The following is a 19,827-nucleotide window of genomic DNA, read 5'->3' as shown; positions in this document are numbered from 1 at the left end:
CCTTCTTCAGCTTCTCCGCGCAAGAAGCCGCATGCCGCCCATCCCATGATCGCAAGCGTTGAATTCTCAACGTGCGAGACATTTTTGGCATGAGCGACAAGGCCGTCATCACCTGCGCGCTGAACGGCGTGCTCACCGACCCGAAGCAGCACAATGTGCCCGTGACGCCCGAGCAGATGGCGCGCGAGGCCAAGGCTGCGTTCGATGCCGGCGCGTCCGTCATGCACATCCACCTGCGCCAGCAGGCGCCGGGCAAGGGACATCTGCCGTCCTGGGAAGTCGCCGTCAGCAGGGAGATCCAGCAGGCGATCCGCGAAGCCTGTCCCGGCGTGATCATCAACCACACCTCGGGGGTGTCGGGGCCGAATTACTCCGGCGCGCTCGACTGCATCCGTGAGACCAGGCCGGAGATCGCCGCCTGCAACGCCGGCTCGCTGAATTACCTGAAGGTGAAGGCCGACAATACCTGGGCCTGGCCGCCGATGATGTTCGACAACGCGGTCGAGAAGGTGAAGGACTATCTCGACGTCATGAACGCGGTCGGTACCATCCCCGAGTTCGAATGCTTCGACGTCGGCATCGTCCGCTGCGTCGGCATGTACACCCAGGTCGGCATGTACAAGGGACCGCTCGAATATAACTTTGTGATGGGCGTCGCTTCGGGAATGCCTTCGGACCCGGAGCTGCTGCCGATCCTGATCAAGCTGAAGCGTCCCGAGGCGCATTTTCAAGTCACCGCGATCGGCCGCGAGGAGATCTGGCCGCTGCATCAGCGCTGCGCCGAGCTCGGCGGCCACCTGCGCACCGGTCTCGAAGACACCTTCTATCTCGCCGACGGCAAGAAGGTGACGTCGAACGGCCAGCTGATCGAGGCCATCGCCACCTGCGCAAGGCGTGCGGGCCGCGAGATCGCGTCTCCGGCCGAAGCGCGGAAGATCTTTGGGACGAACAGGTAATTGTCGTTCCGGGGCGCGCATGGCGCGAACCCGGAACCTCGAGATTCCGGGTTCGATGCTGCGCATCGCCCCGGAATGACGGAGTAAACGTGTCCATTCTCGAAAACACCATCTCCCCCGGCAGCGCCGCCTACCACGCCAACCGCGACGGCATGCTCGGCCTGATCGACCGCATGCGCGCGCTGGAGGAGCGCACGCGCGCGGCATCGGCGGCGGCGAAGGACCGCTTCCACAAGCGCGGGCAGCTGCTGCCGCGCGAACGCGTCGCGCTGGTGCTCGATCCCGGCGCGCCCTTCATCGAGCTGTCGACGCTCGCCGGCTACATGTTCGATGTGCCGGATGCGGCCAAGAGCGTGCCCGGCGGCGGCGTCATCGCCGGCATCGGCTCCGTCTCGGGCATCCGCTGCATGGTCAGCGCCAATGACGCCGGCATCGACGCCGGCGCGCTGCAGCCTTACGGCCTCGACAAGACGCTGCGGGTGCAGGAGCTCGCGCTGGAGAACAAGCTGCCTTACGTGCAGCTGGTCGAAAGCGCAGGCGCCAACCTGTTGCGCTACCGCGTCGAGGATTTTGTCCGCGGCGGCAACATCTTTCGCAATCTCGCGCGGCTCTCGGCGGCGGGCCTGCCCGTGGTCACCGTGACGCACGGCTCCTCGACCGCCGGCGGCGCCTATCAGACCGGCCTGTCCGATTACATCGTCATGGTGCGCGGCCGTACCCGCGCCTTCCTCGCCGGGCCGCCGCTGCTGAAGGCCGCGACCGGCGAGATCGCGACCGAGGAAGAGCTCGGCGGTGCCGAGATGCACACGCAGGTGTCTGGCCTCGGCGACTATCTCGCCGAGGACGATCGCGACGCGTTGCGTATCGCGCGCGAGATCATGGCGGCGCTGCAATGGGAACGCCCGGGCAGGACAGCGTCGGAATTCAAGCCGCCGCGCTACGACCAGGACGAACTGCTCGGCATCATGCCGATGGACCATAAGCGCTCCGTCGACATGAAGCAGGTGATCGCACGCATCGTCGACGATTCCGATTTCACCGAGATGGCGCCGAATTACGGTCCGGCCACCGTCTGCGGCCACGCCCGCATCGAAGGACAGGCGATCGGCATCATCACCAACAACGGGCCGCTCGATCCCGCCGGCGCCAACAAGGCGACGCATTTCATCCAGGCCTGCTGTCAGACCCGCACGCCGATCCTCTATCTCAACAACACCACCGGCTACATGGTCGGCAAAGCCTACGAAGAAGCCGGCATGATCAAGCACGGCTCGAAGATGATCCAGGCGGTGACCTCGGCGACGGTGCCGCAGATCACGATCTATTGCGGCGCCTCGTTCGGCGCCGGCAATTACGGCATGTGCGGCCGCGGCTTCCATCCGCGTTTCTGCTTCTCCTGGCCGAACGCGAAGACCGCCGTGATGGGAGGCGAGCAGGCGGCTGAAACCATGGCTATTGTGACGGAGGCCGCCGCCGCGAGGCGCGGCAAGCCGGTCGAAAAGGAAAAACTCGATGCCATGAAGGCGCAGATCGTCGGTGTGTTCGACGGCCAGATGGACGTGTTCTCGACCAGCGCCCGCGTGCTCGACGATGGCGTGATCGACCCGCGCGACACCCGCGCGGTCCTCTCCGAAGTGCTCGCGATTTGCCGCGAGGGTGACGCACGGACGCCCCAGCGCATGCAGTTTTCGGTGGCCCGCCCATGAGGAACGGATCAGTGCAGCACCGGCCGTTCTTCAAGGTCCTGGTCGCCAATCGTGGCGAGATCGCGCTTCGCGTGATGCGCAGCGCGCGACAGCTGGGCCTCGGCGTCGTCGCGGTCTATTCGGACGCGGATCGCGACGCACTCCACGTGCAACAGGCCGACCAGGCCGTGCGCATCGGCGATGCCTTGCCGGCGCAATCCTATCTCAACATCCCCGCGATCATCGCCGCGGCGAAAGCGAGCGGCGCAGATGCCGTTCATCCAGGCTACGGCTTCCTTGCCGAGAACGAGGATTTTGCCCAAGCCTGCAAGGATGCCGGCCTGATCTTCATCGGTCCCTCGCCGCAGGCGATCGAGGCGATGGGCAACAAGGCCGGCGCCAAGGAGATCATGAAGAAGGCCGGCGTGCCCGTCGTGCCCGGCTATCAAGGCGCCGATCAGGGTGACGAAGTCATGCTGGCGGAGGCCGGGAAGATCGGCTTTCCCGTGATGATCAAGGCGGTCGCCGGCGGCGGCGGTCGTGGCATGCGGCTCGTGATCGACGCCGCCTCGTTCCCTGATGCCCTGCGCAGCGCGCGGTCGGAGGCGAAGGCGGCGTTCGGCGATCCCACCGTCATCCTCGAGCGCGCGATCCAGAACCCGCGCCACATCGAGATCCAGGTGTTCGGCGACAGCCACGGCAATGCCATCCATCTCGGCGAGCGCGACTGCTCGGTGCAGCGACGCCACCAGAAGCTGATCGAGGAGGCACCGTCGCCCGCCGTGACGCCGGAGTTGCGCGCGAAAATGGGCGAGGTCGCGGTATCGGCGGTGAAGGCGCTGCGTTACGAGGGCGCCGGCACGCTGGAATTCCTGCTCGATGCGAGCGGCGCGTTCTACTTCATGGAGATGAACACGCGTCTCCAGGTCGAGCATCCCGTGACGGAGGCGATCACCGGGCTCGATCTGGTCGAGCTGCAGCTGCGCGTCGCGCGCGGCGAGCCGTTGCCGGTGAAGCAGCAGGACATCAAGTTCTCCGGCCATGCCATCGAGGTGCGGCTCTGCTCGGAAGATGCCGGGCACGACTTCATGCCGCAGTCGGGCCGCATGGCGCGCTGGCAGGTGCCCGACGGCCTCCGCGTCGAGCACGCGTTGCAATCGGGCTCGGAGATCCCGCCGTTCTACGATTCCATGATCGCCAAGGTGATCAGCCATGGCGCCACGCGCGAGGAGGCGAGGGGGCGGCTGGTCGTCGGCCTGGAGCAGCTCACGGCTTTCGGCGTGACCACCAATCAGGCGTTCCTGATGTCGTGCCTGCGCCATCCCGGCTTTGCCAAGGGCGAGGCGACGACGGCCTTCATCGGCACGCATCGCGACGAGCTATTGGCGCCGCGTGCGAACGCGGCATTCGACATGACGCTCGCGGGCCTGCTGCTCTATGTCACCAACCCGCGCACACCGTCATGGCAGGGCGGGCGGAGCCTCGCCGCCACCTTTCCGTTGCCAGCGAAAATCGAGATCGCCGGTCAGACATACGAACTCGAAGTCACGCGCGAGCGCGACGGCAGCTACATCGTCGCCACCGACGGCCGGCAAGACAAGTTCGAGATCGACCAACTCGACGCCGATGCCGTCCGCTTCCGCCACGATGGTGTGATGGACAGCGCAAAGTTCCTGCGCGACGGTGACCGGCTCTACCTCCAGCACCGCGGCATTCCGCTCGCGGTCACCGATCTCACCCTCGCCGCGCCGAAGGCCGCCGCAAGTAACGGCGGTGACGGCAAGGTGCGCGCCGCCATGAACGGGCGTGTCGTCGCCGTGCTGGTCAAGCCGGGCGACCGTGTCAAAGCCGGCCAACCCGTGATGACACTGGAAGCGATGAAGATGGAGCACGTCCACAAGGCCGGCGTCGACGGCGTGGTGGCGGCGATCGATGTTGCCGAGGGCGAGCAGGTGACGACGGGGCGGATCGTCGCGGAGATCGGGGCAAGTTAGCGCGACGAACGCGATATCGTAGGGCGGGCAAAGGCGCAAAGCGCCGTGCCCACCATCGACGTCAAATGTGGAGAGGCGTGGTCGGCACGCTCCGCTTACCCACCCTACGAGAGCGTGTTGCTCCGCCCCGTCCCCTCATTGAGCAGACACGCGACCTGATGCCCGTTGCCCGCATCCAGCAGTGCGGGCCGCTCAACCCCGCATCGCTCCATCGCATATCGGCAGCGGGTGTGAAACGCGCATCCGGGCGGCGGATTGACCGGGCTCGGCACATCCCCGTCGACCAGCGGCGCGAGCTTCTTCGCCAGCGGGTTGGCAACCGGCACCGAGGCGAGCAGCGCTTGCGTGTAGGGATGCCTGGGATTGCGAAACAGCTCGTCCTTGCCTGCGATCTCGACGATGCGGCCGAGATACATCACGGCGACGCGATGGCTGATATGAGCGACCACGGCGAGGTCGTGGGCGATGAAGAGATAGGAGAAGCCGTGCTGGCGTTGCAGGTCGATCAGGAGGTTGATGACCTGCGCCTGGATCGAGACATCGAGCGCCGAGACCGGCTCGTCGCAGACGATCAGCCGCGGCTCCAGCGCGAGCGCCCGCGCAATGCAGATGCGCTGACGCTGGCCGCCGGAGAATTGATGCGGGAAATTGCGCATCTGGTCAGGGCGCAGGCCAACCTGTTCGAAAAGCTTCGCGACCCGGGCCTCCAGCTCCTTGCCGCTGGCGAGCCCGTGCACCATAAGCGGCTCGCCGACGATGTCGCCGGCCGTCATGCGCGGATTGAGCGAGGCAAACGGATCCTGGAACACGATCTGCATCGAGCGCCGGTGCGGCCGCAGCTCCGCCTTGGACAGATGGGTAATGTCCTCGCCGTCGAGCCGGATCTGGCCCGAGGTCGGCTCGACCAGCCGCAGCACGCTGCGTGCCACCGTCGACTTGCCGCAGCCGGATTCACCGACGAGGCCGAGGGTCTCGCCGGTCCCAACCGAGAACGAGACACCGTCGACCGCATGCACGGTGCCGACCTGCCGCCGCAGCACGCCGGCGCGCACCGGGTAATGCTTCTTGAGGTCGGTGACCTCGAGCAGTGCCTCGCTCATGCCACCTCCGCGACTTCTGCCGCGCGCCAGCAGGCGGCGAGATGGCCGCCGCCCCAATCCTCCAGCGGCGGATATTCGGCCTCGCAGCGCTTGATCGCGAGCTTGCAGCGCGGCGCGAAGGCGCACCCCTTCGGCAGCCGCACCAGCGACGGCACGGTGCCGGGAATTTCGTTCAGTCGCGCCTGTGCCGGGACGCCGGCGGCCGGCACCGCCGGGATCGAGGCCATCAGCCCGCGCGTATAGGGATGCTTTGGCGCGGCGAACAGCGCCTCGACACTGGCCTCCTCGACCTTGCGGCCCGCATACATCACGATCACGCGCTGCGCCGTCTGCGCGACGACGCCGAGATCGTGCGTGATCAGCACGAGCCCGGTGCCGAGCTCCGTCTGAAGGTCGAGGATCAGCGCTAGGATCTGCGCCTGAATGGTGACGTCGAGCGCGGTGGTCGGCTCGTCCGCAATCAGCAGCACCGGCCGGCAGGCCAGCGCCATCGCGATCATCGCGCGCTGGCGCATGCCGCCGGAGAGTTGATGCGGATACTCTCTCGCGCGTCGCGCCGGTTCGGGAATGCGGACCAGGCGCAGCATCTCGACGGCGATATTCCGGGCCTCCTTGGCCGGGATGTTCCGGTGTAGCCGCACCGCCTCGACGATCTGGTCGCCGATCCGCATCACCGGATTGAGCGAGGTCATCGGCTCCTGGAAGATCATGGAGATGCGGTTGCCCCTGACGGCGCGCATCTGCGTTTCATCCAGTGTCAGCAGGTCGGTGCCCTCGAGCGAGACGGAGCCGCCGACGATGCGGCCGGGCGGATCGGGCACGAGCCGCATCAGCGACAGCGCGGTGACGCTCTTGCCGCAGCCGGATTCGCCGACGATCGCCAGCGTCTCGCCGCGCTTCACGGTAAAGGAGAGGTCGTCGACGGCTTTGAACAGACCGGAATTGGTGAAGAACACCGTTTTCAGGTTCTTCACTTCAAGCACGAGATCGGATTTTTGTGCCATCAGCCGCGCTGCCGGGGATCGAGGATGTCGCGCAGGGCGTCGCCGAACAGGTTGGCGCCGAACACGGCGAGGCTGATCGCAATGCCCGGGAAGATCACCAGCCACGGCGCGGTGCGGACATACTCGGCGGCGGACTCGGAGAGCATGCGGCCCCAGGACGGATAAGGCTCGGGAATGCCGAGGCCGAGGAAGGAGAGGGAAGCTTCCGTCAGGATGGTCGAGCCGAGCTGCGCGGTCGCGAGCACGATCAGCGGCGCCAGCGTGTTCGGCAGCACGTGGCGGAGCGCGATGCGCACTTCGCTCATGCCGATCGACTTGGCGGCTTCGATAAAGGGGAGTTCGCGCAGTGCCAGCGTGTTGGCGCGGATGACACGCGCGACCGTCGGGATCAGCGGAATGGCAATCGCAATGATCACGTTCGGCAGCGACGGGCCGAGTGCCGCCGTCATCACCAGCGCCAGCACCAGCAGCGGCAGCGCCTGGAGGACGTCGGAGACGCGCTGGAACACGAGATCGACCCAGCCGGAGAGATAGCCGGAGGTCAGCCCGACGATGACGCCGATCGTGCCCCCGAGCGCGGTCGAGCCGATCCCGACCGCAAGCGAGATCCGCGCGCCGTGGATGATGCGGCTGAACACGTCGCGGCCGAAGGAGTCCGTTCCCATCCAGTGCGCCAGGCTCGGGCGGGCCAGAGCGCGGGCCGAATCGATCGACAGGGGATCATAGCGCGCGATGAAATCGGCGAAGATGGCCGTGAACACGAACACGGTCATGATGACGAGGCCAGCCGCGCCCAGCACATGCCGCTGTGCCAGAAACAGCACGCGCCGCCAGCCTCCCGTCGCGTACGCGCCGGCCCGCCGCAGTTCGAGATCATAGTCAATCGCAGCCAAGCTGATCTCCTAATCCGTGTACCTGATGCGCGGATCGAACACGGCATAGAGCATGTCGACGATAAAATTCGCGCTCACCACCACGACGGCGATCAGCATCACGAGGTTCTGCACGATCGGATAGTCGCGCCAGCGGATCGCCTCGACCAGGAAGCGGGCGACGCCGGGGATGTTGAACACCGTCTCGGTGACGATCAGGCCGCCGATCAGGAACGCCGCCTCGATGCCGATCACAGTGATGACGGGCAGCATCGCGTTCTTCAGCGCGTGCTGATAGTTCACTGCGGCATCGGAGGCGCCCTTGGCGCGGGCGGTGCGGATGTAGTCCTGCCGCAGCACCTCCAGCATCGAGGATCGGGTGATGCGCATGGTCAGCGCCGCGCTGCGGAAGCCGACGGCGGCAGCGGGCACGGCATAGGTTGCGAACGCCTCGAGCCAGGTCTGCGGATTCGGATTGAAGATCGGCATCTGGCCGAACATCGCCACCGACGCGGTGAGGATGAGCAGGCCGAGCCAGAACGAGGGCAGCGACAAGCCGCTCAAGCTGACGACACGCAACGCGTAATCCAGCCGTGTGCCTTGCTTCACGGCGCTGATGACGCCGAGCGGAATGCCGATCGAGGTCGAGAACAACAGCGCGAGGCCGGCGAGCCGCGCCGTGATCGGGATCCGCGGCAATATCTCCTGCAGCGCGGGCTTCTCGGAGACGTAGGAATAACCAAAATCGCCGCGCAGAAAACCGCTGATCCAATGCCAATATTGCACGATCAGCGGCTGGTCGATGCCGAGCTCCTTCTCCAGGTTGGCCTTGTCGGCGGGATCGACATAGCCGGCCGCGGCGAACAGGATGTCGACGATATTGCCGGGCACGATGCGCAGCAGCAGGAAGATGACGATCGAGATCCCGAACAGGGTCACGAGCATCAGGAACAGGCGTCGCACCAGATAGGCAAACATCCTTCGCCCTCCGCGAGCCGCTAGAGCATGATCCGGACCCGAAGGGCCGCGCTAGCGCAAAGTGCGCAGCGGTTTTCCGACAAGATCATGCTCAAGACCAAAATCCCAAAGGCTTCAGCCTGCCGCGCTACTTGTCGAGCCACGCGTCCTCGTAGCGAAAGCCGTTATAGGAGCTGTTCGACATGATCGTGATGCCCTTGACGTAGGGCTGCCAGCAGGTGCCGGCCCGTGCATGGAAGATGATCGGGCGGGCGACGTCCTCCTGCAGCTTCTTGTCGATATCCCAGACCAGCGGCTTGCGCTTGCTGGTGTCGGTCTCCTGCGATTGCACGTCGAACAGCTTCTCGATCTCCTTGTTGCAGTAATTGGTGTAGTTCCGCTCCGAGCCGCAGGAATAGTTTTCGTAGAAGGACTGGTCGGGATCGTCGACGGAATTGCCGGTCAGGTTGAGGCCGAGCATGTAGTCCTTGCGCGCGACTTTCGGGAACCAGTTCGCGGTTTCGACGACGTCGAGCTCGCCGTCGATATAGATGCTCTTGAGCTGGTCGATCAGGATCACGGCGGGGTCGCGATATTCCGCGAGATTGCGTGTCGAGACCTTCACCGCGAGGTGCTTGTCGGGGCCGTAGCCCGCCTTCTGCATCAGCTTCTTCGCGTCTTCCCGGTTCGCGTTCACGTCGCGGCCATAGCCGGGAATGGTCTCGAGCCTGTCCTTTGGCATGCCCCAGACGCCTTGAGGCAGTGGCAGCATGGTGCCGCCGATATCGGCCTGGCCTTCGAACAGGATATCGACGAACGCCTTGCGGTCGAGCGCAAGCGCCACCGCCCGGCGAATATCGAGGTTGTCGAACGGCGCCGAGGTCGAATTGACGATGATGTTGGTCGAAACGTTGGTCGGCTCGACGACGCAAGTCGCGTTCGGCGCCTGAGACTTGATATCCTTCAGGAGCGGGATCGTGATGTGCGTGGGGAAGGTCATGTCGAACTTGCCGGCGACGAAGGCGAGGATCGCGGTCGAGCGGTTCGTGATGATCGTGTACTCGATGCCGTCGAGATAGGGCAGGCCCTCCTTCCAATAGTCCGGATTTCGCGTCAGCTTGATCGATTCATTGGCCTTGAACTCGACGAACTTGAACGGTCCGGTTCCGACCGGATGAGTGCGCATGTCCGCGGGCGAGACGTGGCAGGGATAGATCGGCGTATAGCCGGAGGCGAGCATCGCCAGCAGCGAGGGTTGCGGCCGCTTCAGGTCGAAGGAGACCTCGAAATCGCCGCTCGTCGTGATCTCGTTGACTTCATTGTACCAGGCCTTGCGCGGATTTTGCCGAAGCTTCTGCTGCGATTTGCCCATCAGGAGATCGAAGGTGCATTTGACGTCGGCCGATGTGAACGGCTTGCCGTCATGCCATTTGACGCCCTGGCGCAGCTTGAACGTCAGCTTCTTGTTGTCGTTGCCCCAGGACCAGCTTTCGGCCAGCTCCGGCCGCAGGGTGTCAGGGCTGTTCTGCGCGATGTGCTGGTCGTAAATGACGAGGTTATTGAAGACGCCCATGAACGGCACGTTGACCGAATAGGTCGCGCCTTCGAGGATGGACGCGTTGGCCGGACTGTCGCGGTGATACATCCGCAGGACACCGCCCTGCTTGGGCTCGCCGGCGAGCGTGGTGGTTGAGGCCGTCAGCACAGATAGCGTCGCCATTGCGGCGAGCGCCCACACGCTCCGCATGCTCATCCTCCCTGGACACCAGTCTTTTGGGCCTTTTGCGGCCTGTTTGTGCTGACGATAGCACGCAAGTCGAGGGAGGCAACCCGTAAGGCCGCATGCCGCCTCGACAATTCGGATGACGCAAGGCCGCAGGGCTTTCATCGTCTCACAATGTGACAGTGCAGTGCGAAGAGATGGTTCCTGTGCGGATGTTGCGCGATGCAGGATCAACAATCTCGCTGTCGTCCCGGACGAGCGCAGCGAAGATCCGGGACCCATAGCCACAGGGAGACGTTTGGCGAAGACTCGGGGTGACCTGCTCGCGCCACAACTATTCCCTGTGGTTGTGGATCCCGGGTTCGCGACTTCGTCGCGCCCCGGGACGACACCATTTGTTTGGTCACGTCTCGCGCATGATGCCCACGAGCGGACAGACGCTCTCACACGATCCGCGACACCTTGTTCCCCCAATACCGGTCCCGCAGCAGGCGCTTGTACAACTTCCCCGTCGGCAGCCGCGGCAATTCCTTCTCGAAATCGACCGAGCGCGGCACCTTCTGTCGCGACAGCGATCTTGCGCAGAATGCGATCAGCTCTTCGGCGAGCGCCTCGCCCGGCACGACATCAGGCATCGGCTGTACCACCGCCTTCACCTCTTCGCCGAGATCGGGATTGGGCACGCCGAACACTGCGGCGTCGGCGACCTTCGGATGGGTGATCAGCAAATTCTCGCATTCCTGCGGATAGATGTTCACGCCGCCGGAGATGATCATGAAGGTCGCGCGGTCGGTCAGGTACAGGAAGCGGTCGGCATCGACATAGCCGACATCGCCGACCGTGCTCATGCTGCCGTCCGCCGAGCGCGCTTCCTTGGTCTTTTCCGGATCGTTGAAATATTCGAACGGCGAGGCGGTCTTGAACCACACCTGGCCGGGGGTGCCGGTCGGACATTCCCGCATGTTCTCGTCGAGGATGTGCAGGTCGCCGAGCAGCACCTTGCCGACGGTGCCGCGATGGCTAAGCCATTCCTCGCTGTTGCAGGCGGTGAAGCCGAGGCCCTCCGTCGCGCCGTAATATTCGTGAATGATGGGTCCCCACCATTTGATGATGTCGTCCTTGACCAGCGCCGGGCAGGGCGCGGCGGCGTGGATGGCGATCTCCAGCGAGGACAGGTCGTAACGGCCGCGCACCTCCGCCGGCAACTTCAGCATGCGCGAGAACATGGTCGGCACCAGCTGGGTGTGGGTGATGCCCCACCGCTGGACGAGCTCGAGGTAACGCTCGGGATCGAAACTCTCCATGATGATCACGGTGCCGCCCATGCGGATCGTGAGGTTCACGGCCGCCTGCGGCGCCGAGTGATAGAGCGGCGCCGGCGAGAGGTAGACCATGCCCTCCCGATAGTGCCAGAGCTTGGTGAGGAAATCGAACAGCGGCAGATTGTGCTTCGGCGGCTCATCCGGCAGCGGCCGCAAAATGCCTTTCGGCCGTCCCGTCGTGCCGGACGAATAGAGCATGGCCGTGCCGAGCCGTTCATCCGCGATCGGTGTCGCCGGCATGTCAGCGGTCACGTCCGCAAGCCCGACGATGCGCTCGCTCTCGCCCGGGCCGTCGGCGACGATGCAGAGCTTGATGTCGGGGCAGGCCTTTATCGCCTCGCGGGCGATGTCGAGCTTCGCCGCCGACGTGACCAGGATCCGGGATTGGCTGTTGACGAGCAGATAGGCGAGCTCGCCCGGCGTCAGGAAGGAGTTGATGCAGGTGTAGTACAGCCCGGAGCGTTCACCGGCGCCGCAGGCCTCCAGATAGCGCGAATTGTTCTCCATGAAGATCGAGTAGTGGTCGAGCCGCTTCAAGCCGTGCTTGCGGAACAGGTGGGCCAGCCGGTTGCTGCGCGCATCGAGCTCGCGATAGGTGACGGCCTCGCCTGTGGCCGCCATGATGAAGGCGGGCTGCAGCGGGCGTAGGCGGGCATGCTGACCTGGGTACATCTATCCTCCGGCTTTGGTTATGCGGCGAGAAGCAGGATTTCGCGCACCTGCGCCGGGTCTTCGATCTTGCGCGGATTGCGCGGGATCCAGTTCGTGCGCATCGCCTGCTCGGCGATGGCGTCGAAATGCTGCGGCGACACCTGCACCTCAGTGAGGCTGCGCGGCATGCCCAGCGAGCGGATGAAGGCATCGAGCACGTCGGCAGCGTTGTGGCCGGGAAAGCCCATGGCGGCCGCGACGATCATCTGCCGCTCGGCATTGGCGCTCGCATTCCAGCGCATCACCGCCGGCAGCATGATGCAGGAGGTGTAGCCGTGCGGCACGTCGAAGGCTGCGCCGAGCACGTAGCCGATGCCGTGGCTCGCGCCCATGGGAACGCCGGCGGCGAGCGCGCCCATCGACAGCCACGTCCCGATCTGCGCGTCCATCCGCGCGTCGAGATCGGCGGGATCGGCTTTCACCCGCGGCAGCGCGTCGGCGAGCATGGCAAGTCCCTTCACCGATTGCGCATCGGCGTAGGGATGCGTCTCGCGCGAGCAGATCGCCTCGACGCAATGATCGACGGCGCGGATGCCGGTCGACAGGAACAGCCATTCCGGGGTGTGGACGGTGATCGCGGGATCGAGGATGGTCGCGCGCGGCACGGCGAGCGGATGCCGTAGCATCTGCTTCACATGCGCGCTGCGGTTGGTCACGCCCGCAATGGATGAGAACTCGCCGCCGGCGATCGTGGTCGGCACGCTGACTTGGCGCACCGTCGGCGCCGTCATCTCCGGTGCGACGCCCTTGTGCACGCGGATCCGCTCGATGCCGTCGATATCGTCGATGCCGTTGGCGAGGCAAAGCTGCACCGCCTTGGCGCCGTCGGTGATCGAGCCGCCGCCCACCGTGACGATCAGGTCGGCGCCGGCCTCGCGCGCCGCGTTGGTTGCCGCGATCACCGCCTCGCGCGGCGTGTGCGCCGGCATGGCATCGAACAGGCCGGCGCAGCGGGAGGCCAAAGCCTGCTTGATCTTCTCGATTTCGTCGGTCTGCCGGTTCAGCGTGCCCGAAACCATCAGGAAGGCGCGGCGCGTTCCCAGCCGGTCCATCTGCGCGACGATGGCCTCAGTTGCAGGATGGCCGAACACGACCTCCTCGATCGCGCCGAAAACGACACGTCCCTGGTGCACGCCTGTCCTCCCCGGACAATTCGTCTTGTTCTTGTGGGAGCAATCTAGCCGAGCCCATCGCGCCCGTCATGTGTGAAGGCGCTGGCGCTTCTTACCTCCCCTCCAGGGAGGGTGAGCAGAACGCTCGCATCGCATCTCCCCAATTCATGAGCACGGCGAATAACGCCATTCGCAATCCGCCCACTAATCACCTTGCGCCAAGCCCGCTATCTGGCTGTCAACCCGCCATCCGGCCAGGGCGTCCGTCCGAGCATTGCACACCCTGCGGTCTTGAAGAGTTCATCATTGAAACCCATCTTGTGTCCCCCGCGGGTAGGCGAGTACCCTGCTGTTTCTGCGGCTTTTAGGCGAGGACCTGAGATGAGCGGACCGGACGGAAGCGAGCAGTTTGTCAAAAAGCACGATTTCGTTCTGGCTCGACTGGGCGCAATCGCCGCGTTTGTCGGCGCGACATTCGCGCTCGCCGGTTGCGGGCAGCCTGCCTCGCAAGGCGCTGCCCCGCCGCCCGCGCCCGTGACGGTCGCCCAGCCGGTCAAGCGCACCGTCACCGATTGGGACGAGTTCACCGGCCGCTTCGAAGCGGTGGAGGAGGTGCAGGTGCGTCCGCGCGTCGGCGGCTTCGTCAACTCGGTCGAATTTCAGGACGGCGCCATCGTGCATCAGGGCGATCTGCTTTACGTGATCGACCCGCGTCCGTTCGAGGCAGTGGCCACGCAGGCCGAGGGACAGCTGTCGGATGCCCGCGCCAAGGTGGAGCTGGCCAAGCGCGAGCTCGACCGCGGCCTCAGCCTGGTGCAGACCAGCGCGGTCTCCGAGCAGGTCGTCGATCAGCGCCGTCAGGCCCTGCAAGCTGCGCATGCCGCGGAGGTGCAGGCTGAAGGCGCGCTGAAAGCCGCCAGACTGAACATCGAGTTCACGCATGTGACGGCACCGTTGACCGGCCGCGTCAGCCGCCATTTCGTCAGCCCCGGCAATCTCGTGCAGGGCAGCGACAATGGTTCTTCGACCCTCCTGACCTCGATCGTCACGCTCGACCCGATCTACGTCTATTTCGACATGGATGAGGCGACCTTCATCAAATACAGCAAGCTGTGGTTCGAAGGGCGGCGCCCGAGCTCGCGCGACACGGCGAATCCGGTGCAGGTGACGCTGGCCGGCGAAACCAAGCCGTCGCATGAAGGCACCATCAACTTCCTCGACAACCGGCTCGACGTTTCGACCGGCACGTTGCGCAGCCGCGCCGTGGTCAAGAACACCGATCTGTCGATCCTGCCCGGCCAGTTCAGTCGCGTCCGGCTGATCGGCAGCGCGCCCTATGAGGCCCTGTTGATTCCGGACGTCGCTGTTGCGACCGACCAGTCCCGCAAGATCGTGTTCGTGGTGAAACCGGACGACACCGTCGAGGCGCGTCCCGTGGTGCTCGGCCCGCTCGATGACGGCCTGCGCGTGATCCGCGAAGGATTGAAGGCCGAGGACCGAGTCATCGTCAACGGCATCCAGCGTGCCCGTGTCGGCGCCAAGGTTGCCCCGCAGACTGCGCCAGCCGGTGGCAAGCCCGGTGACAAGTCATGAATCTCGGTCGTCTCTCCATCAACCAGCCCATCCTGGCGATGGTGCTGTCGATCGTGCTCCTGATCGTCGGTGCGCTCGCCTACACCACGCTGCCGGTGTCCGAATATCCGCAAGTGGTGCCGCCAACCGTCGTCGTCACCACGCAATATCCCGGCGCCTCCGCGCAGACCGTGTCCGACACGGTCGCGGCTCCCATCGAGCAGGAGATCAACGGCGTCGAGGACATGCTGTATCTCTACAGCCAGGCGACCTCGAACGGCCAGCTCACCATCACCGTCACCTTCAAGCTCGGCACCGATCTCGACAAGGCCCAGGTGCTGGTGCAGAACCGCGTCGCGATCGCGCAGCCGCGGCTGCCCGAGGAGGTCCAGCGCAACGGCGTCACCACCCGCAAGAACTCGCCCGACATCCTGATGGTCGTGTTCATGCTGTCGCCGGACGACACCTTCGACCAGCTCTACATCTCCAACTACGCGCTGCTCCAGGTCCGCGACCAGCTGCTGCGCCTCGACGGCGTCGGCGACATCCAGATTTTTGGCGCACGCGATTATTCGATGAGGTTGTGGCTTGATCCTGATCGGATTGCCAATCTCGGCCTGACCTCTGCGGAGGTGCTGGCCGCGATCCGTGCCCAGAACGTGCAGATCGCGGGCGGCCAGATCGCCGAGCCGCCGATTGCCGATCGCGCCTTCCAGCCGAACCTCACTTTCACGGGCCGCCTGAAGGACCAGAAGCAGTTCGAGGACATCCTGATCAAGGCCGGCTCCGACGGCCGCACGGTGCGTCTGCGTGACGTCGCCCGCATCGAGCTCGGTGCGCTGGCTTATTCCACCAACAGCTTCCTGCTGCGCAAATCCGCGGTCGCCATGCTGGTGACGCAGCGGCCCGGCTCGAACGCGCTGGCGACCGCCAAGAACATCTCCGATACGATGACGAGGCTCAAACAGAGCTTCCCGAAGGGGCTCGATTACAACATCGGCTACAACCCCACCGAGTTCATCGCGCAGTCCGTCCACGAGCTGATCAAGACCATCTACGAAGCCATGCTGCTCGTGGTCATCGTCGTGCTGGTGTTCCTGCAGGGCTGGCGGCCCGCGATCATTCCGATCATCGCGATCCCGGTGTCGCTGGTCGGCACCTTCGCGGTGATGGCGGCGCTCGGCTTCTCCATCAACAACCTCACTTTGTTCGGCCTCGTCCTCGCGGTCGGCATCGTGGTCGACGACGCCATCGTTGTGGTCGAGAATGTCGAGCGACATCTCGAGCACGGCATGAGCCGGCGCGACGCGGCGCTGAAGACCATGGAGGAGGTCGGCGGCGCGCTGGTCTCGATTGCGCTGGTGCTCTGCGCGGTGTTCGTCCCGACCGCCTTCCTCGGCGGCATCTCCGGGCAGTTCTTCCAGCAATTCGCCGTCACCATTGCGGTTGCGACCGCGATTTCCTGCTTCTGCTCGCTGACGCTGTCCCCGGCGCTGGCCTCGCAGATCCTGGTGCCGCACGAGGAGAAGCGTCCGCCCGCGAGCTGGAATGTCATCGCGCGCGGCTGGAATGCCTTCACCGGCGTATTCAATCGCGTGTTCGACCGTCTCGCGCACGGCTATGCCGGCCTCGCCAATTTCGTGATTCGGCACTCGGTGGTGATGATCCTGATCTATGTCGTGCTGATCGGCAGCGCCGGCTGGCTGATCGTGACCACGCCGCAGGGTTTCATCCCCGCGCAGGATCGCGGCTACGTCATCATATCCGTGCAATTGCCGGGCGCGGCCTCGCTGGCGCGCACCACGGAGGTCGTGCGCGAGATCGAACGCATCTCGCTGGATACGCCGGGCATCATCCGCGTCGCCGCGTTTGCCGGCTTCTCCGGCGCCACCCGCACGCAGGCCGGCAACGCGGCCGCGCTGTTTCCGGTGTTCGACGAGCCCGAGGCGCGGATGAAGAAGGGATTGTCTGCGAACGCCATCACGGTCGAGCTGCGCAAGCGTCTGGCCGCGATCCAGGGCGCCTTCATCATCGTGATTCCGCCGCCGGCCGTGCCCGGCATCGGCACCGGCGGCGGCTTCACCATCCGCATCCAGGACCGCCAGGGCCGCGGGCCCGAAATGCTCGCCGCGGCCACCGACGAGCTCGTCGCCGCAGCGCGCAAATCGTCCTTGCTGCTGGCCCCCTCGGTGTTCTCGCCGTTCTCAGCCAACACGCCGCAGCTCTTCGTCGACATCGACCGCACCAAGGCGCAGAAGCTCGGCGTTCCCATCTCCAATATCAACGACACGATCCAGAGCTATTTCGGATCGACCTATGTCAACGACTTCAACCTGTTCGGCCGCACCTATCACGTCACCGCGCAGGCCGACTTCCCGTTCCGGAAAGAGCCCAGCGACCTCGCACGCCTGCGCACGCGCAACGCCACAGGCGACATGGTGATGCTCGGCAGCGTGGTCGAGTTCAGGGATGTCTCGGGTCCCGACCGCGTCGCGCGCTACAATCTCTATGCCGCGTCCGAGCTCCAGGGCGAGCCGGCGCCGGGCACCAGCTCGACCACGGCGCTCAACACCATCAAGAAGCTGGCGGACGACACCTTGCCGAGCGGCTTCACCTTCGAATGGACCGATCTGTCCTATCAGCAGGTCACCGGCGGCAATGCCGGCCTCTACGTGTTTCCGATCTGCGTGCTGTTCGTCTACCTCGTGCTCGCGGCGCAATATGGCAGCTGGACCCTGCCGTTCGCGGTGATCCTGATCGTGCCGATGTGCCTGCTCGCGGCCACCATCGGCGTGCGCATCATGGGCCAGGACGTCAACATCCTCACCCAGATCGGCTTCGTCGTGCTGGTGGGACTGGCGGCCAAGAACGCGATCCTGATCGTCGAGTTCGCGCGCGACATCGAGAACGAGGGCAAGCCGCGGCTGGAAGCCGTCATCGAGGCCTGCCGGCTGCGCCTGCGGCCGATCCTGATGACGTCCTTCGCCTTCATCCTCGGCGTCTTGCCATTGGTGATATCGAGCGGCTCCGGCTCGGAGATGCGGCAGGCGGTCGGCGTCGCCGTCTTCTTCGGCATGATCGGCGTCACCCTGTTCGGCTTGCTGTTCACGCCGATCTTCTACGTGGTGGTGCGGAACCTGGCGGAAGGGCGGAATGAGGGGAAGAAGCCGGAGGTGGTGGCTCCTTAAGTGCAAGTGGTGGCCACGATCGTGCTACACGCTCCGCCGTCGTCCCCGCGAACGCGGGGACCCATAACCTCAGGGAGGAGTGTGGAGCGAAGGTGGTAACTCCGGGTCTTCGCCAAACTCCTCCCTGTGGCTATGGGTCCCGGATCTACGCGCGCTTGAGGCACGCTTGTCCGGGACGACACCGATTGTTTGGCGCGCAGAATCCCATACTAACGACCAACGTGAAATGGATGGGCAGGGCCGGGGTTCTTCCCTAATATCCGCGCGATTTCAAAACAGAAAACTGCTGGGAGATAACAGATGAAATCAGCACTTTTGGCCGCCGTCGCAACCTCTGCTCTGGTGCTGGCGGCGCCGGCCTCCGCGCAAGGCGTCAAGATCGGCATCCTCAACGACCAGTCTGGCGTCTATGCCGATTACGGCGGCAAATGGTCGGTCGAGGCGGCCAGGATGGCGATCGAGGATTTTGGTGGCGAGGTGCTGGGGCAGAAGGTCGAGCTCGTCACCGCCGACCACCAGAACAAGGCCGACCTCGCGACCTCGATCGCGCGGCGCTGGTACGACGTCGAGAACGTCGACATGATCACGGAGTTGACGACCTCCTCGGTTGCGCTCGCGATCCACGAGCTGTCCAAGGAAAAGAAGAAGATCGACATCGTTGTGGGCGCCGCGACCTCGCGGCTGACCGGCGATGCCTGCCAGCCCTATGGCTTCCACTGGGCCTACGACACCCGCGCGCTCGGCGTCGGCACCGGCGGTGCGCTGACCAAGGCCGGCGGCGACACCTGGTTCTTCCTCACCGCGGACTACGCCTTCGGCTACGCGCTGGAAAAGGACACCAGCGAGATCGTCACCGCCAATGGCGGCAAGGTGGTCGGCTCGGTGCGCGTGCCGCTCAATTCCTCAGACTTCTCCTCCTTCCTGCTGCAGGCGCAGAGCTCCAAGGCGAAGATCGTCGGCCTTGCCAATGCCGGCCTCGACACCACCAACTCGATCAAGCAGGCGTCCGAGTTCGGCATCGTCTCCGGCGGCCAGAAGCTTGCCGGCCTGCTGATGACGCTTGCCGAAGTCAACGGCCTCGGCCTGCAGGCCGCGCAGGGCCTGGTGCTGACCGAAGGCTATTACTGGGATGTCAACGACAAGAGCCGCAATCTCGGCGAACGCTTCCTCAAGCGCACCGGCCGGATGCCGAACATGATTCAGGCCGGCACCTATTCGGCGACGCTGAGCTACCTGAAGGCGGTCAAGGCCGCCGGCACCAAGGATCCGGATGCGGTTGCCAAGAAGCTGAAGGAGCTGCCGGTCGACGACGATTTCGCGCAAGGCGGCAAGGTGCTCGAGAACGGCCGCATGGTCCACGACATGTATCTGTTCGAGGTCAAGAAGCCGTCGGAATCGAAGAAGCCCTGGGACTATTACAAGCTGCTCGCCACGGTCCCCGGCGACAAGGCCTTCTTCGCCGCCAAGGACAGCGGGTGTCCGTTGACGAAGTGAGGCTCTCGTGTCCCGGACGCGCTGCAGCGTGAAACGCTGCTGCGCAGAGCCGGGGCCCACGCTTCTCCGGGCGTGGAGGCCTGACTGGGTCCCGGTTCAGCGGCGCAGCGTTACACGCTGCACCGCGCCCGGGACAC

The 19,827-nt window shown here is 65.0% G+C and carries 13 protein-coding genes; 6 read left to right on the top strand and 7 right to left on the bottom strand.

Going from position 1 to position 19,827, the window contains the following annotated elements:
* Window positions 1-89 precede the first annotated feature (89 nt).
* The 3 genes from AABA84_RS19080 (at window position 90) to AABA84_RS19070 (ending at window position 4,635) form a co-directional block, all read left to right on the top strand.
* Entirely contained in the window at window positions 90-956 is an 867-nt protein-coding gene (locus AABA84_RS19080) for a 3-keto-5-aminohexanoate cleavage protein (protein ID WP_338312748.1), read from the top strand.
* Window positions 957-1,045: 89 nt separating this feature from the next.
* On the top strand, window positions 1,046-2,662 hold the full coding sequence (locus tag AABA84_RS19075; protein WP_338312746.1) for an acyl-CoA carboxylase subunit beta: 1,617 nt from the start codon (window positions 1,046-1,048) through the stop codon (window positions 2,660-2,662).
* Window positions 2,659-4,635 carry an acetyl-CoA carboxylase biotin carboxylase subunit gene (locus AABA84_RS19070; protein WP_338312745.1) on the top strand — a complete coding sequence of 659 codons (1,977 nt, stop codon included), beginning with the start codon at window positions 2,659-2,661 and terminating at the stop codon, window positions 4,633-4,635. Before AABA84_RS19075 ends, AABA84_RS19070 begins: the two co-directional genes overlap by 4 nt.
* Before the next feature lie 104 nt (window positions 4,636-4,739).
* Here the strand turns inward: AABA84_RS19070 and AABA84_RS19065 are convergent, their stop codons facing one another.
* From AABA84_RS19065 to AABA84_RS19035, 7 genes are all read right to left on the bottom strand, one after another.
* On the bottom strand, window positions 4,740-5,735 hold the full coding sequence (locus AABA84_RS19065; RefSeq protein WP_338306017.1) for an ABC transporter ATP-binding protein: 996 nt from the start codon (window positions 5,733-5,735) through the stop codon (window positions 4,740-4,742).
* The gene (locus AABA84_RS19060) at window positions 5,732-6,739 is read right to left on the bottom strand and encodes an ABC transporter ATP-binding protein (RefSeq protein ID WP_338312744.1); all 1,008 of its coding nucleotides are present in this window, start codon (window positions 6,737-6,739) and stop codon (window positions 5,732-5,734) included. Before AABA84_RS19060 ends, AABA84_RS19065 begins: the two co-directional genes overlap by 4 nt.
* Window positions 6,739-7,632 carry an ABC transporter permease gene (locus AABA84_RS19055; RefSeq protein WP_212243843.1) on the bottom strand — a complete coding sequence of 298 codons (894 nt, stop codon included), beginning with the start codon at window positions 7,630-7,632 and terminating at the stop codon, window positions 6,739-6,741. The genes AABA84_RS19060 and AABA84_RS19055 overlap by 1 nt, the downstream gene beginning before the upstream one ends.
* Window positions 7,633-7,641: 9 nt before the next feature.
* Window positions 7,642-8,589: an ABC transporter permease gene (locus tag AABA84_RS19050; protein ID WP_338312743.1), complete on the bottom strand. Its 948-nt coding sequence runs from the start codon at window positions 8,587-8,589 to the stop codon at window positions 7,642-7,644.
* Between the two features lie 127 nt (window positions 8,590-8,716).
* On the bottom strand, window positions 8,717-10,315 hold the full coding sequence (locus AABA84_RS19045; RefSeq protein WP_338312742.1) for an ABC transporter substrate-binding protein: 1,599 nt from the start codon (window positions 10,313-10,315) through the stop codon (window positions 8,717-8,719).
* A gap of 419 nt (window positions 10,316-10,734) precedes the next feature.
* Window positions 10,735-12,285, bottom strand: a complete 1,551-nt coding sequence (locus AABA84_RS19040; RefSeq protein ID WP_338312741.1) for an AMP-binding protein — start codon at window positions 12,283-12,285, stop codon at window positions 10,735-10,737.
* 17 nt (window positions 12,286-12,302) lie between these two features.
* Window positions 12,303-13,457: an iron-containing alcohol dehydrogenase gene (locus AABA84_RS19035; protein WP_338312740.1), complete on the bottom strand. Its 1,155-nt coding sequence runs from the start codon at window positions 13,455-13,457 to the stop codon at window positions 12,303-12,305.
* Between the two features lie 360 nt (window positions 13,458-13,817).
* On the opposite strand from AABA84_RS19035, the gene AABA84_RS19030 reads away from it, so the two are divergent.
* The 3 genes from AABA84_RS19030 (at window position 13,818) to AABA84_RS19020 (ending at window position 19,690) form a co-directional block, all read left to right on the top strand.
* Window positions 13,818-15,029, top strand: a complete 1,212-nt coding sequence (locus tag AABA84_RS19030; RefSeq protein ID WP_338312739.1) for an efflux RND transporter periplasmic adaptor subunit — start codon at window positions 13,818-13,820, stop codon at window positions 15,027-15,029.
* On the top strand, window positions 15,026-18,196 hold the full coding sequence (locus tag AABA84_RS19025) for an efflux RND transporter permease subunit (protein ID WP_212243850.1): 3,171 nt from the start codon (window positions 15,026-15,028) through the stop codon (window positions 18,194-18,196). The genes AABA84_RS19030 and AABA84_RS19025 overlap by 4 nt, the downstream gene beginning before the upstream one ends.
* 300 nt (window positions 18,197-18,496) lie before the next feature.
* On the top strand, window positions 18,497-19,690 hold the full coding sequence (locus AABA84_RS19020; RefSeq protein WP_212243852.1) for an ABC transporter substrate-binding protein: 1,194 nt from the start codon (window positions 18,497-18,499) through the stop codon (window positions 19,688-19,690).
* Window positions 19,691-19,827: the final 137 nt, after the last annotated feature.

The organism is Bradyrhizobium sp. TM239, from assembly GCF_036247985.1.
In the GTDB taxonomy this organism is placed as follows: Bacteria; Pseudomonadota; Alphaproteobacteria; order Rhizobiales; family Xanthobacteraceae; genus Bradyrhizobium; species Bradyrhizobium ottawaense.
Note: the sequence above shows the minus strand (reverse complement) of the source record. Positions and strands in the feature narration are given on the sequence as shown.

Excerpts from the sequence above, each read along its gene's own strand:
- AABA84_RS19065 (WP_338306017.1), bottom strand. The coding sequence starts at position 5,735 with ATGAGCGAGGCACTGCTCGAGGTCACCGACCTCAAGAAGCATTACCCG.
- AABA84_RS19030 (WP_338312739.1), top strand. The coding sequence starts at position 13,818 with ATGAGCGGACCGGACGGAAGCGAGCAGTTTGTCAAAAAGCACGATTTC.
- AABA84_RS19045 (WP_338312742.1), bottom strand. The coding sequence starts at position 10,315 with ATGCGGAGCGTGTGGGCGCTCGCCGCAATGGCGACGCTATCTGTGCTG.
- AABA84_RS19050 (WP_338312743.1), bottom strand. The coding sequence starts at position 8,589 with ATGTTTGCCTATCTGGTGCGACGCCTGTTCCTGATGCTCGTGACCCTG.
- AABA84_RS19070 (WP_338312745.1), top strand. The coding sequence starts at position 2,659 with ATGAGGAACGGATCAGTGCAGCACCGGCCGTTCTTCAAGGTCCTGGTC.
- AABA84_RS19040 (WP_338312741.1), bottom strand. The coding sequence starts at position 12,285 with ATGTACCCAGGTCAGCATGCCCGCCTACGCCCGCTGCAGCCCGCCTTC.
- AABA84_RS19025 (WP_212243850.1), top strand. The coding sequence starts at position 15,026 with ATGAATCTCGGTCGTCTCTCCATCAACCAGCCCATCCTGGCGATGGTG.
- AABA84_RS19020 (WP_212243852.1), top strand. The coding sequence starts at position 18,497 with ATGAAATCAGCACTTTTGGCCGCCGTCGCAACCTCTGCTCTGGTGCTG.
- AABA84_RS19080 (WP_338312748.1), top strand. The coding sequence starts at position 90 with ATGAGCGACAAGGCCGTCATCACCTGCGCGCTGAACGGCGTGCTCACC.
- AABA84_RS19060 (WP_338312744.1), bottom strand. The coding sequence starts at position 6,739 with ATGGCACAAAAATCCGATCTCGTGCTTGAAGTGAAGAACCTGAAAACG.